Raw genomic sequence first — 13,223 nt, 5'->3', positions numbered from 1 at the left:
GCTCGGCATGCTGCAGCGTCGATCGCGAAGGATGCAGCGCCTTATATGCAATGCCAAGCTCGCCAGTATTCGACACACCGGCCGCGGTGGCGGACCTATCCAGACCGTCGATCTAACGAACGTATCGGAAGAGCAACTCAATGCACCCGAAGCCATCTTTGCCTGCTTGCCACCGGGAGATGATGAGGGCTATTGCGGCGCAGAGGATGGGAGAGCGGCGGCTCTTGAAATAGACCGCACCGCCAAGGATGCGGAGCGCTTACGGGCGCGCTGCCAATCCCTGGCTGGTTTCGTTCACGAGGCATGGCATGCGGTAGAGCCGAACTCGACGTTTGTTCGCGGGTGGCATCTTGACGCGATCTGCGACCACCTGGCAAGCGGTGACAGATGGCCGGATCAACCGGCTTCTGATCAATGTTGCGCCCGGCAGGCGCCGACTGGTCTTCCGTCGCTCCGGTATCTGACCGCGGCTGATGGAGCGGTTCTGAGAGGCTCGCGCGTTGCTGTTTGCGTCGAACAAGCTCATTTGCCAGCACGAGGAGATGGTGGAGAGAGGGGCGCGAGCTGGGATTACGCCGAGTGCCAGCCGCATATCACCATTTCTTACGACGGTGATGCACCGGAACTCGGGACCGTCGAACCCTATCAGGGCGAGATCCCGCTTCGACCGGAGGTGCTTAAGGAAGTGATCGACGACTGTCTTGCGAGCGTCAGCGAGGTCTGATGCTCGGTGTCATCGGTGTCATGCAGCCAGAAGAAATTCTTGATCTATCTCGCGGTTCAGTGCTCCGACCAACTCCTCGGCCTGCTCGGCTGTGAGCATGTCCATGACAAATCCGTTGATCACCGCTTTCTGCCCGGTAACTTCATCGAACACCGACCAATAGATGTTGAGGTTCTTGTGAGCGTTATACCTGTTGGCTTCCATGGGAAATTCCTCCTTCTTGAAGCATCTAAAGAAAAGCACTTGGCCATCAAAAAATGAATCGTGCGTGTGTATATCGAGCCTATCCATTGGGATAGTGCCCGGCTACGCCGCTAACCTCGGGTTCCACAATGAATTTTGCCGACGCTGTAACCGTCGCGGGAACGCGCCGGCGCGATGACGGCTACCTTGTTGTTGCCGACGCTCGCATCGCCCGTACAGGCATCCAGACCGATCTGGGTCCGATGTGGGAAACCGGACATGAGCGCGGTGCGCGTCTATTGCGCGGGCGCCGAGGTCTTTGTTGAGGACACGCTCAAGAGTGCTGACCGGCCGGTGAGGAATGAGCACCCGCCGGAAATGGTCCCGGCGGATAACTGAAAGAACTACGCCGTAGGCCAGACTGGATACGAGATCACCGGCGAGGGCATCGTCATTAGCGTCCCGCTCGAATATCCAACCTCTGCTTCAACGGACATCGCCGACATCGTTGCGCTCGCCACCGGTCGTGACGAGGATCGAGGGGCGGCTCTGGCCGTTCCTGTGTCCGATCCCGTCGGGCGCGCTCGTAGTCTAGGCCCTGTGAGCCGCCTCACTCGCGAGCCTGATGACGTAATCTTCGGATGCGTCGGCGAGGGCGAGGGCCACCTCAGCCCGTCCAAGGCCTTGTGAGTGCAGCGTTTCGATCAATTCAAGCATGGCAGCATCGACGATCTGCCGGCAGTTCATGCGTATCGGTTGTGGTCTACCTATAATGTATAGCTTGGCAGTCATGGGACCCCCTTTTGATCGCTTGCAGGATGCCACAATTTCGCAGGTTCACAAGCAACTGCTAATTTTAATATGCGGTGCAATATGGAACAGTTTAACCATAGGCGCTTGGGGTCACCGCTGAACGCCTGATCTGAAATTCGGCCAGAGCGGCACCGTTACGCGCGTCACGCCTCCAGATCAGTCGTTGGGCGGCGATCCGATCGAAAAACCCGTCCACGGCCAAGCTCGTGCCGATGGAATAAACGGCGCGCGAGATCGACGGGACCGTCATTCCGGCCGGAGACGTGCAGGTTTACATTCTCGTCCGTGGGGCTCGCGATCGCGCCGGCCGTCGGCGATCTCGTCGTCAAGGCCAATGGCAAGCAGTATCGCGTCGTCAACGGCAATCCCAAAATTGCGATGGAGTGACCAACGTTGTCTCAGTCGTCGTGGGACGCCGCCCATTCGCGCTCGAATTGGATGCTGTCATCGAGTGATGGGAACCAGCAGTGAGCGTCGACCGCAGGCGTTCCTGGTCCGCCGCTTGGTGCCTTGAGTATGTAAACGCCCGCGCACTTCTTCACGGAATTTGAGAGCTTTTCCAAATCCGAATACGGAATGTTTGCGATTATCACGGGCCCGAAGTTTCCCATCCGTCACTCCGTGTCTCTGCTTAGGCGAGTATCATCGAAAGCCGAAACGATGGAAAGGAACACCTATTACTAAGTTGCTACTGCATAAGACCTATAGGGCCTGCAAGCCCGGAACGATCCTCGATATCCCGCAGCGTGAGGCGGGTTCACTCGAAGCCATCAGGCCCCGGGCAGATCATCAAGGATGATTGTCCGTCTCGGGGGGGCAGCCAACGCCATGTCCAACGGTGAAGCCGGAGGAGAATGCCGGGATTTTACGAGATAGAATAGGCGATAAGGTGCGGCAGGGTGTGGCAGCCGCCGTTGATTTTCAGAGGATTTTATTTCAGGCAATTGTGGCAGTGCTAAATCTGGTTATTCCGGGCGAGGCCTCCAAACTTCTCAATGCTTTGACATTTCGGCGTTAGATACAATTTGGGAAGGTGTCTAAGCGAGTTGGCAAGCTCTTGCCGCAAGTGACGGTTCACTGGTGGACGCATTGGCCGCGTCTAATTTCATCCCGATTTTTTGCTCTGGTGTATCTCGCGATCATGCCGGCCGGGCACCTCTTGTCGTCGTATAGAACGGCCTCGCCTGGGGCCAATGATGAAACGGTCGGTTTTTGCTTTACGACCTTCATTGCAGCCTCTGCCGGCGCGAAGCCAGCCGAGAACAGAACTGCCGATGCGCAAAGAATGTTCATCGTGCGTTTCATTTTCCCCTCCATCTATTCGTGAATGCTAATAGATATAGCGGATTGGTCTCGAAGGAAACTTCGCAATCGGATTAGCTCGAAACCATCAGGTTTTTAATGCGGATGAATGCACCGTCCGCCAAGCAATTATTTGACAAACAATCATATTTTTGGAAAATGAGGGAGCCTCTCCAGGAGTATACCTCCAAGGCAAAAGCCGGGCGCTGCGGTCTGGCTGAATTGCCGAAATCAGTCCGCTGTGATCCGATATGCCGGCCATTGAACAGGAAATTCGACAGGACGCGCGCATTCCGTCCGGCTATAGCGTTAGGGAGCTTCTGGCGTCGCCGCTGTTTGCAATGTCGCTGACGGAGGCGGCGAGCCGCCTGATAGCCATCTATCATGAGGCGCCGCGCGCGGTGCGCTATACGTCTGATCTGCGTCGTTGGCTCGTCGCCCAGGCCGCGCTCGCCTTCTATTTCGAGCGTCGGACCGATGCGAGCCGCGAGGATCTGACGGTGACGCGTCTTACCGAGTTCGCGCCGCTACACAGATTTGCAAGCAAGAATACGATCGCCTCCTATATAGCGCAGATGCGCCAGTACAAGCTCTTCACCGAACGGGAGAGCCACGACAAGAGACTGCGGCCGCTGGCGATTTCCGAAGCGGCGGAGCGTCTTATCCGCAACTGGTTCGACAGCCATATGGCATCGCTGGACAGATTGGACGGGGGAGAGCGGCTTGCTCTTTCCCAGGCCGACCCGCGACTGCTTTATTATTCCCATCCGCCCGCTGCCCGGGCACTTATCGCCGATCCGCGCTGGAACGATCCGCCGGAAAGCGTGAAGACCTTCACGTTCACCAATCTCGGCAGCAATGTGGTTCATGACCTGGTGGCCCGTTTTCCCTCGGGCAATACGCTTTCCGAGCGCTGCTATGTTGGTGAACTGAGGCCGGGAGATCTTGCAAGCCGCTACCATGTCTCGCGCACGCAGATCGTGAGGGTGCTGAACCGTGCGAGAGCCCTCGGCGACATCGGCTGGGACGGATCACAATATGGCGAGAATTTCTGGATTTCCGCCCGCCTGATCGAAGACTATCGGGGATGGCAGGCCGTCAAATTCGAAGCGCTGTCGAGGTCGATGAGCGACGCTTGCGCGCAGTTATATGCATAGTGCGGCGTTCCGGCGCGCTGCACTTCGCAGCTCTGAGTGCACTAACGCTATCGTGTCGTCTCGCTGTCCAGCAGCCCGCAGCAGAATATGGCGATGAGCGCTGCGATGATGAAGAAGTCGAACAGCGTGAGATACTCGAAAAAGGCAGACATGGCCTGCACCTCCTCCATTTCCTCCGGTTGTAAGAATACCACAAACCACCTCTTTATTCCAAACAAGAGTTGCAGTCATGGCCGCGTCGGACGGCTGCCGGCTCAAGCGGGAGGATTCTTGCCGCAGTTGCTTACTGTGCCTTGAAAGCGCACGCCGCGGAGATTAAGAGGACGGGTGACAATGCCGCGTTCAACGGGCGAGAGGATATGATGGATTTCGAAGCAGCACGCGCAAAGATGGTCGACAACCAGATCCGTACGACGGACGTCACGTCGCATTCCGTGCTGACGGCCTTCCTGACAGTGCCGCGCGAGGCCTTCGTGCCGGAGAAATCCAAGGCTCTGGCCTATATCGACAACGATGTCGAAATCTCACCCGCAGCGGGCGGCAAGTCGGCGCGCTTCCTGATGGAAGCTTCGCCGCTGGCAAAGCTGCTGCAACTCGCTGCCATCACCACGGACGATGCGGTCCTTGAAGTCGGCTGCGGCACGGGCTACACCTCGGCTCTGCTGGCCATGCTTGCCGGTTCGGTCGTTGCGGTTGAATGCGACGAAGCGCTTGCAGCCGAAGCAAAGAAGAATCTTTCCGGCTACGCCAACGTTTCCGTCATAACCGGCGCGCTGGAACAGGGCAACAGTGCCGGCGCGCCCTACGATCTGATCTTCGTCAATGGCTCCGTCGAGGAGGTCCCCGCGGCCCTTCTCGGCCAGCTCGCCGAGGGCGGCCGTCTTGTCACCGTTCAGGGCTACGGCAACGCCGCCCGCGCCAAGGTGTTCTTCAGCGAAAACGGCGCTGTTTCGGAAAACGTGTTCTTCAATGCTTCTGTCAAGCCGTTGCCGGGCTTTGCCAAGGTTCGAGAGTTCGTCTTCTGACCGCAATTTTCAGGATTTACGAAGCGGGCGCCTCGGGGCGCCCGTTTTGTTTTCCGCCTGTCGCAAAAGCGTCAGCGGCGCTGGCCTAGACTGCCGCAACAAAACTGTGCACGGGCACATTCATTTGATTCGCGCTGATTTTTTTCATGTCTGGGGTATTCTAAGGTCTGGGTGATTCGGATGCCCACTCCACGCAATCCGATCTTGTTGCAGGGATAACGGGGATAGATATGGCTCAGCCAAGCGTAGTGCGTGAACCGTCCATGGAAGAGATCCTGGCCTCGATCCGCCAGATCATCGAAAGCAATGAGCCGGGCGCGGGCAGGGCGATTTCACCGTCCCTACCGCCTGTCTACGGCGCCGATGACGAGGAGATCGACTCCAACATCCATCTGACGGTCGACGAGACTTATGCTGACGTCGAGTTCCCCGAGCCTATGATGATGTCCGACCCGCGTTTCGTTGCGGCTAATTCGGCAGGCAGCCGCGAAGCGGAAGCGCCGGCGCCGGCGCGGGCGATGTCGCTTGCCGATGTTGCTGCCCGGGTTCGTGCCGCCTCGGAGCGTACCGCACCGCAACCGCAGCGCGAAGCGCCGCCGGTCTTTCGTCAGCCGGAACCGGCCGGATCCCCCGAACAGGACGCCCGCCATCCGGTGGAAGCTGTTTCAGCGCCTTTTAGTGCTCCGCCGCCGGCCGCAATTCCGGCCCCGGTCGTTGCGCAGGCAGAACGCGTTGGCATTCCGCAGCCAGCCGCCGCAGAAGCGGCGCAGCCGGCTGCCGTCCCGCTGGCGGCCGACGCTGAAGAAGACCGTTTGCCGAATGTAGCCGAAGAAGGCCAGAGCCTGATTTCACAGAGTGCCGGCCTGCAGGTTGCACGCTCGTTCGAGGAGCTTGCGCTTGCGATCGATGGCGCCGAGCGCCGCTCGATGGACGAGATTGCCGAGGACATGCTGCGCCCGATGCTGCGCGAGTGGCTGGACGACAATCTGCCGACGCTTGTCGAACGGCTGGTGCGCGAAGAAATCGAACGCGTGGCGCGCGGCCCGCGCCGCTGACCGGGACCGGTTTTATCGAACAAGCCGCTCCGGTCTCCGGGGCGGCTTTTTTATTGACTTGCCGTCAGCCATCCTATTTACAACCCCCATCCTAAAACCCCGAAGTTTGGTCATAAAATGCTCGACAAGACCTATGATTCCGCCGCAGTCGAACCGAAAATCGCCGCGAAATGGGATGAGGCCGATGCGTTCCGCGCGGGCGCCAACAAGAAGCCCGGCGCCGAGACCTTCACGATTGTCATCCCGCCGCCGAACGTGACCGGTTCGCTGCACATGGGACATGCGCTGAATAACACGCTGCAGGACATCATGGTCCGCTTTGAGCGCATGCGCGGCAAGGACGTGCTCTGGCAGCCGGGGATGGACCATGCGGGCATCGCCACACAGATGGTCGTCGAGCGCAAGCTGATGGAACAGCAACTGCCGGGCCGGCGCGAGATGGGCCGCGACGCCTTCATCGAGAAGGTCTGGGAGTGGAAGGCGGAATCGGGCGGCCTGATCTTCAACCAGCTGAAGCGCCTAGGCGCTTCCTGCGACTGGTCGCGCGAACGGTTTACGATGGACGACGGGCTCTCCGAGGCGGTTCTCGAGGTTTTCGTCACGCTCTATAAAGAGGGTCTGATCTACAAGGACAAACGCCTCGTCAACTGGGACCCGAAGCTTCTGACGGCGATCTCCGACATGGAAGTCGAGCAGGTTGAGGTCAAAGGCAATCTCTGGCATTTGCGCTATCCTCTTGAAGAGGGCGTTAGCTATCAGCATCCCGTTGCCTTTGACGAGGAAGGTAAGCCCACAGACTTCGAAACGCGCGACTATCTGGTTGTTGCGACGACGAGGCCCGAGACCATGCTCGGCGATACTGGCGTCGCGGTAAATCCCGAAGACGAGCGCTACAAGTCGATCATCGGCAAACACGTCATTCTGCCGATCGTCGGCCGCAAGATTCCGATCGTTGCCGACAACTACGCGGATCCGACGGCCGGCACCGGCGCCGTCAAGGTCACACCTGCACACGACTTCAACGATTTCGACGTTGCCAAGCGCACGGGCCTGCGTGCCATCAACGTGCTCAATACCGATGCTTCGGTTACGATCAAGGACAACGAGGACTTCCTGGAAGGTCTCGACCATCCGGCCGCCTTGCATGGTGCCTGGGACCGGCTGGAAGGCCAGGATCGCTTCACGGCACGGAAGATCATCGTCGAGATTTTCGAGGAAGCGGGCCTGCTCGACAAGATCGAGCCGCACATACATACGGTCCCGCACGGTGACCGCGGCGGGGTGCCGATCGAGCCGCGTTTGACCGAACAATGGTGGGTGGACAACAAGACTCTTGCGAAGCCTGCCATCGCATCGGTCCGTGAAGGCCGCACCAAGTTTGTTCCGAAGAACTGGGAGAATACTTACTTCCAATGGATGGAGAACATCCAGCCCTGGTGCATTTCCCGCCAGCTCTGGTGGGGCCATCAGATCCCGGCCTGGTACGGTCCGGACGGCCAGGTCTTCGTTGAGAAAACCGAGGAAGAGGCGCTGCAGGCTGCCATCCAGCATTACCTCTCGCACGAAGGCCCGATGAAGGCCTATGTCGAGGACCTCTTGGAAAACTTCAAGCCGGGCGAAATCCTGACGCGCGACGAGGACGTTCTCGACACGTGGTTTTCCTCAGCGCTCTGGCCTTTCTCCACTCTCGGCTGGCCGGAGCAGACCCCGGAACTGGCGCGATACTACCCGACGAACGTTCTCGTCACAGGCTTCGACATCATACCGTTTTGGGTGGTTCGCATGATGCAGATGGGCCTTCACTTCATGAAGGACGAGGACGGCAATCCGGTCGAGCCCTTCCATACCGTCTATATCCACGCGCTCGTCCGCGACAAGAACGGCCAGAAGATGTCGAAGTCGAAGGGCAACGTCATCGATCCGCTGGAACTGATGGACGAATACGGCGCCGACGCATTGCGCTTCACGCTGGCGATCATGGCTGCACAGGGCCGCGATGTTAAGCTCGATCCGGCCCGCATCGCCGGCTACCGGAATTTCGGCACCAAGCTTTGGAACGCCACGCGCTTTGCCGAAATGAACGGCGTCAAAAGCGATCCGAACTTCGTTCCGGAGGCGACGGGGCTGACGATCAACCGCTGGATCCTGACGGAGCTTGCTCGTACGGAACGTGACGTAACGGAAGCAATCGAATCCTACCGCTTCAACGATGCGGCCGGGGCGCTTTACCGGTTCGTGTGGAATCAGGTCTGCGACTGGTACCTGGAACTGCTGAAGCCGGTCTTCAGCGGTGAAGACGAGGGCGCGAAGAAGGAGGCTCAAGCCTGCAGCGCCTATGTTCTCGAAGAGATCTACAAGTTGCTGCATCCCTTCATGCCGTTCATGACCGAGGAGCTTTGGGCGCATACAGCAGGCGAAGGCGTCGATCGCGACACGCTGATCTGCCATGCCGAATGGCCGGCGCCCTCCTATGCGGACAATGCTGCGGCCGACGAGATCAACTGGCTGATCGATCTCGTCTCCGGCATCCGCTCGGTTCGCGCCGAAATGAACGTTCCGCCGTCGGCGACCGCTCCGCTGGTGGTCGTCAAGGCCAACAATCTGACACGCGAACGGCTTGCCCGTCATGAGGCGGCGATCAAGCGCCTTGCCCGTGTCGAGGCGATTACGCTTGCCGATAGCGCCCCCAAGGGGGCAGCGCAGATCGTCGTCGCCGAAGCGACCGCCTGCCTGCCGCTCGGCAGCCTGATCGATCTTTCGGTTGAGAAAACTCGCTTGGAAAAGGCCATCACCAAGACTGAAGGAGAGATCGCGCGCATCAACGGCAAGCTTTCCAATGAGAAGTTCGTCGCCAATGCCAATCCGGACGTGGTGGAAGCGGAACGCGAGCGGCTGGCCGAATTCCAGAGCCAGATTGCAAGCCTCAAGGTGGCGCTGTCGCGCGTCGTTGAAGCCTAAGCTTCCCCTTGGCGTATAATACCTTAGGGCGTCCGGTCCGTTCGGACGCCTTTTTTACGCCGTTGGAATGATTCGATCGTCCTGGCTGATTATTCCGGCTGCAAACATACAGTTTTGCGAATTTATGAAATGAACTGGCCTCGCGGGGCGAAAATCACGACTGTTGTCGGATTGATACAGACCACCCGATGTGTGGAATGACAATCCAAAAATACCCCTAAATGATTAGGGTATTAGGATAAAATTTTATGAACAAAAAATATTGACGTGCCCGTCAATTCCTTACGTCAATTTAACATCTCTCCCGCATTGTGGCTGCAAGATGGCGCAAGTTGCCATTTGTCACGATCGCCTGCACTCTGCCGCCATTGGAGTGCTTAAGTGGGGGAGACACAGTTGGCATCTCGTATGTTTTCCAAAGGCGTCGCATCGCTCGCCATCCTTTCGTCCATCGCCTCGCCATCGTTTGCAGGCGGCTTGGACCGCGGCGGGTATAATATCGATCTTCTGTTTGATCCTTCGCGCTTTGCGGTCGAATCCACCGCCACTTTCGTGATGCCGCAGCGAAAGCTGAAGAATGTGGATGATATCAACCCTGCAAACGGTGATCTCAATGCCATTCCGGGATATTCCACCTCGGCGGATGACAGCGAGGACTACTGGTCGCCCCGTATCGGCGCCAAGGCTGCAATCGGCGATGCGGACTGCATGTTCGATTATTCGCAGCCCTATGGTGCTCACACCAATCCAGGTGCTCGCTGGGCGGGGGCAAACGACAACATCGAGACGAAGGTCAACAGCGACAATTATGCTCTGACCTGCTCTTACAGATTTGACATGGGGCCAGGTCAGTTTCGGGTCATTGGCGGCGCCAATTACCTCGAAATGGATGGTTTCAAGGAACGCCTCCTTGTTCCACCGGAGCTCCTTGGCCTTCTGGGGCTTCCTGGAAGCGGTGTAGGTCGTCTTGATCTTGAGGGGGACGGCTGGGGATGGCGAGCCGGCGTAGCATACGAAATTCCGGAATATGCGCTTCGCGCGAGCTTGATGTACTACAGTGAAGTCAAGCTCAACGAAGTCACGGGAACGGTGGACCTGACGCAGGTGCCGGCCGCCCTAAATCCCCTCGGAGGGCTGATTATTCCGGTAGAGGGGTCGACGGCGATGCCGGATTCTGTCGAATTGAAGCTCCAATCGGGGATTGCACCAGATTGGCTTGCGTTCGGTTCCGTCAAATGGACGGACTGGAGCCAATTGCAGCGCATCCCGTTCTATAATAGCGGTGTCGAAATCACCTCCCTCGATCTGGGTTATCGAGACGGCTGGACAATCACCGGCGGTGTCGGTCACAAGTTCAACGATCAGTGGAGTGGCGCCGTCAGTGTCACTTGGGACCGCGGCACATCTCAGGAATTCGGTTCGCAGACCGACAGTTGGCTGCTCGGTGCCGGTGTGTCCTACTCGCCCAACCAGAACGTCGAGTTCCGCTTTGGTGGCGTCCTCGGCATATTGACGAGCGGAGATTCGTCTCCGACCACGATTGACGGTGTTGGTGTGGGCGACGAGGCGACATACGAGTTCGACAACGATCTGGTGACGGCGCTCTCGACGTCACTTAAAGTCAAATTCTGATCTTGCATCAACGAAGTAGAAGAGCCCGGCAAAAACCCCGGGCTTTTCTTTGCGCCCGCCGTATTAACCTTGCTCCAAGTCATCTCATTTTGTGACGATTCAGCAACACATTTTTACGACAGTTCGCATATCATGGCGGCGGGGCGAGTTTGTCCATTTCCCGCCACAAACAGGGCGCAGCGATATTTGCGGGCGAGGGAATGGCAGGCGTAGGGTACGTTTAAGAAGCAAGATGGGTCGAGTTTTTTCCGCGACGGGCAGAGAGCGTATGAGCGCCGGCTTTGATGCCGCTTCTTGTGCGATTCAGCTTTTCCCGCAAGGCGATTCCGCCCAAAAAATTCACGCAGAAGTCACCCACCCAAGCTGTCCTTCCCCCGACGATACGGCGTCCAATGTCGCCGCACGCGGGCACCGCGATCACGCCAGCACCGGTTTGGTCACATTTGGTGTTTACGACTATTCGAAGGGCGGAAGGACGCTTGTTCGCTCCGCAGGAATGACGCCGCAGGCATTGCAGGCGGACCAGGCCGGAACGCGGGTGGTCTATCGCGATGCGCAAAGAATTCAGGCTCTCGAAGAAGGGCCAAAGGCTGGATGCGACGCGGGCAAAGGGGCCATTGAGCCCGCCGCGGGATCGCTCGCCTGGAGGAATACGCCGGGAAGCCGGGCAGCGGAGTATATGCTGCCCTGGCGGTCTGCGATGGAAGCGAAAGAAACCGAGTGAAATGCTGACATCAGAGTTCAGACTTTTCAGATTTACGCTTATGGGGCTGTCTATCGCGCTTTCGGCGGCGATGTCCTCCCCGGCCAAGGCATTCGATATCAATGCAGGCGTCACCAAGGAATCCGGTCCCTTCGATCTCTTCAAGTTCGGCTTTAAGGCCTATAAGAGCGGCCAGAAGGAAGAGGCCATCGAAGCCTATAAATACGCCGCCGAAAAGGGCCATACCGGTTCGCGCTGGGCGCTCGCCAATATGTATGCCGACGGCGACGGCGTCGCCCAGGACGATTTTGAAGCCTTCAAGATTTACAGTGAAATCGCCCAGCAGGGCGTGGAGCCCGGCTCCGAAGATACCGGCTTCTTCATCAACGCGCTTTTGTCGCTCGCCAACTATTACAAGCATGGCATTCCCGGCAGCCCGGTGCGGACCGATCTCAGCCAGGCCCGCCAGCTCTATTTCCAGGTCGCATCGACCTTCGGCGTCGCTGAAGCGCAGTTCCAGCTCGCGCAGATGATGCTGTCGGGCGACGGCGGCACGCGCAGTCCGCAACAGGCGAAGAAGTGGCTGAACCAGGCCCGCAAGAGCGGCCACCCTGGCGCCATGTCGGTCTTCGGCAATATTCTCTTCCAGGAAGGCCAGTCGGCTCGCGGCCTGGCGCTGATGACGGCGGCGCTCGATCGCTGCAAGCCGAAGGATTGCGGCTGGATGGAATCGCTGCAGGAACAGGCCTTCTCGGTCGCGACCGAAGGTGATCGCCGCACGGCTGTTTCGCTCTCCCACAAGATCGCGACCGGCAGCGATTAATCTCCGACCCTATGGTGCGAAGTCGAAATAGGCGACGACCGGAACGTGGTCGGACGGCTTTTCCCAGGCCCGTACATGCTTTTCGATCGCCACCGACCTCATGTGATCGGCGGCCTCCGGCGAAAGCATCAGGTGGTCGATCCGGATGCCGTTGTTCTTCTGCCAGGCGCCGGCCTGGTAATCCCAGAAGGAATAGAGCTGAACGGCGTCCGTCGATGCGCGGACGGCATCGGTAAGCCCGAGATTTTCGAGCCTGCGGAATGCCTCGCGTGTCTGCGGCAGGAAGAGTGCATCGCTTTCCCAGACCTTCGGATCGAAGCAGTCGTGCGGTTCGGGGATCACGTTGTAGTCGCCGGCAAGGATGAAGACGTCCTCATAGGCGAGGCGCGAGACCGCAAATTGGCGCAGCCGCTCCATCCAGGCGAGCTTGTAAGGATATTTTTCGGTGTCGACCGGGTTGCCGTTCGGCAGATAGAGGCAGCAGACGCGAAGGGCGCGATTGCCGGGGATCGAGAACACGGCTTCCAGAAAACGCGCCTGCTCGTCGAGAGCATCGCCCGGCAGCCCGCGGCTCACCTCGCCCGGCGTGGTCTTCGAAAGGATCGCAACGCCGTTGAAACCCTTCTGGCCATGCGTCTCGACGTGATAGCCCATCGCCTCGATCTCGAGCCGCGGAAAAGCCTCGTCGATCGTCTTGATCTCCTGCAGGCAGACGATGTCCGGATCGGAATCCTTGAGCCATTGCGTGAGGTTGTCGATGCGCGCCTTGACGCCGTTGATGTTCCAGGTCGCGATCTTCATGAGGTTGTTCCTTTTGCCGCTTCGTGCCTGAGCTTTATCGTGCCGTC

General features: G+C 58.6%; 12 protein-coding genes. 8 read left to right on the top strand and 4 right to left on the bottom strand.

From position 1 onward, the window contains the following. Positions 1 to 526 precede the first annotated feature (526 nt). Positions 527 to 724 (top strand): hypothetical protein, encoded by a 198-nt coding sequence (locus BLP23_RS24295; protein WP_092587297.1) that lies wholly within the window; start codon positions 527 to 529, stop codon positions 722 to 724. Positions 725 to 742: 18 nt separating this feature from the next. Here BLP23_RS24295 and BLP23_RS24290 read toward each other — a convergent pair whose 3' ends face one another. The 3 genes from BLP23_RS24290 to BLP23_RS35145 all read right to left on the bottom strand — a co-directional run bounded on the left by BLP23_RS24290 (position 743) and on the right by BLP23_RS35145 (position 3,013). Next, a complete protein-coding gene (locus tag BLP23_RS24290) occupies positions 743 to 928 on the bottom strand; it encodes a hypothetical protein (protein WP_092587361.1) in 186 nt (61 codons plus the stop codon). A 570-nt stretch (positions 929 to 1,498) separates the two neighbouring features. Next, a complete protein-coding gene (locus BLP23_RS33825) occupies positions 1,499 to 1,699 on the bottom strand; it encodes a hypothetical protein (protein ID WP_167363951.1) in 201 nt (66 codons plus the stop codon). A 1,095-nt stretch (positions 1,700 to 2,794) separates the two neighbouring features. Continuing rightward, positions 2,795 to 3,013 (bottom strand): DUF6719 family protein, encoded by a 219-nt coding sequence (locus tag BLP23_RS35145; RefSeq protein ID WP_092587360.1) that lies wholly within the window; start codon positions 3,011 to 3,013, stop codon positions 2,795 to 2,797. A gap of 260 nt (positions 3,014 to 3,273) precedes the next feature. Here BLP23_RS35145 and BLP23_RS24265 point away from each other — a divergent pair, with 260 nt between their 5' ends. The 7 genes from BLP23_RS24265 to exoR all read left to right on the top strand — a co-directional run bounded on the left by BLP23_RS24265 (position 3,274) and on the right by exoR (position 12,375). Then, entirely contained in the window at positions 3,274 to 4,179 is a 906-nt protein-coding gene (locus BLP23_RS24265; protein WP_092587295.1) for a hypothetical protein, read from the top strand. Between the two features lie 359 nt (positions 4,180 to 4,538). Then, a complete protein-coding gene (locus BLP23_RS24260) occupies positions 4,539 to 5,204 on the top strand; it encodes a protein-L-isoaspartate O-methyltransferase family protein (protein WP_208603193.1) in 666 nt (221 codons plus the stop codon). Between the two features lie 230 nt (positions 5,205 to 5,434). Then, positions 5,435 to 6,259 (top strand): PopZ family protein, encoded by an 825-nt coding sequence (locus tag BLP23_RS24255; protein ID WP_092587294.1) that lies wholly within the window; start codon positions 5,435 to 5,437, stop codon positions 6,257 to 6,259. Between the two features lie 117 nt (positions 6,260 to 6,376). After that, on the top strand, positions 6,377 to 9,217 hold the full coding sequence (locus BLP23_RS24250; protein ID WP_092587293.1) for a valine--tRNA ligase: 2,841 nt from the start codon (positions 6,377 to 6,379) through the stop codon (positions 9,215 to 9,217). 396 nt (positions 9,218 to 9,613) lie between these two features. Continuing rightward, complete coding sequence (locus BLP23_RS24245; protein ID WP_167363965.1) at positions 9,614 to 10,849, top strand: OmpP1/FadL family transporter; 1,236 nt, start codon at positions 9,614 to 9,616, stop codon at positions 10,847 to 10,849. Positions 10,850 to 11,117: 268 nt separating this feature from the next. Continuing rightward, complete coding sequence (locus tag BLP23_RS34105; protein ID WP_208603192.1) at positions 11,118 to 11,573, top strand: hypothetical protein; 456 nt, start codon at positions 11,118 to 11,120, stop codon at positions 11,571 to 11,573. 1 nt (position 11,574) lies between these two features. Then, positions 11,575 to 12,375, top strand: a complete 801-nt coding sequence (gene exoR, locus BLP23_RS24235; protein WP_092587291.1) for an exopolysaccharide production regulator ExoR — start codon at positions 11,575 to 11,577, stop codon at positions 12,373 to 12,375. A gap of 9 nt (positions 12,376 to 12,384) precedes the next feature. Here exoR and xth read toward each other — a convergent pair whose 3' ends face one another. After that, complete coding sequence (gene xth, locus BLP23_RS24230; protein WP_092587290.1) at positions 12,385 to 13,176, bottom strand: exodeoxyribonuclease III; 792 nt, start codon at positions 13,174 to 13,176, stop codon at positions 12,385 to 12,387. Positions 13,177 to 13,223 lie beyond the last annotated feature (47 nt).

Origin of the sequence: Rhizobium mongolense subsp. loessense, from assembly GCF_900099775.1 — a bacterium.
Classification (GTDB): Bacteria; Pseudomonadota; Alphaproteobacteria; order Rhizobiales; family Rhizobiaceae; genus Rhizobium; species Rhizobium loessense.
This window is presented reverse-complemented; position numbering and strand designations above follow the sequence as displayed.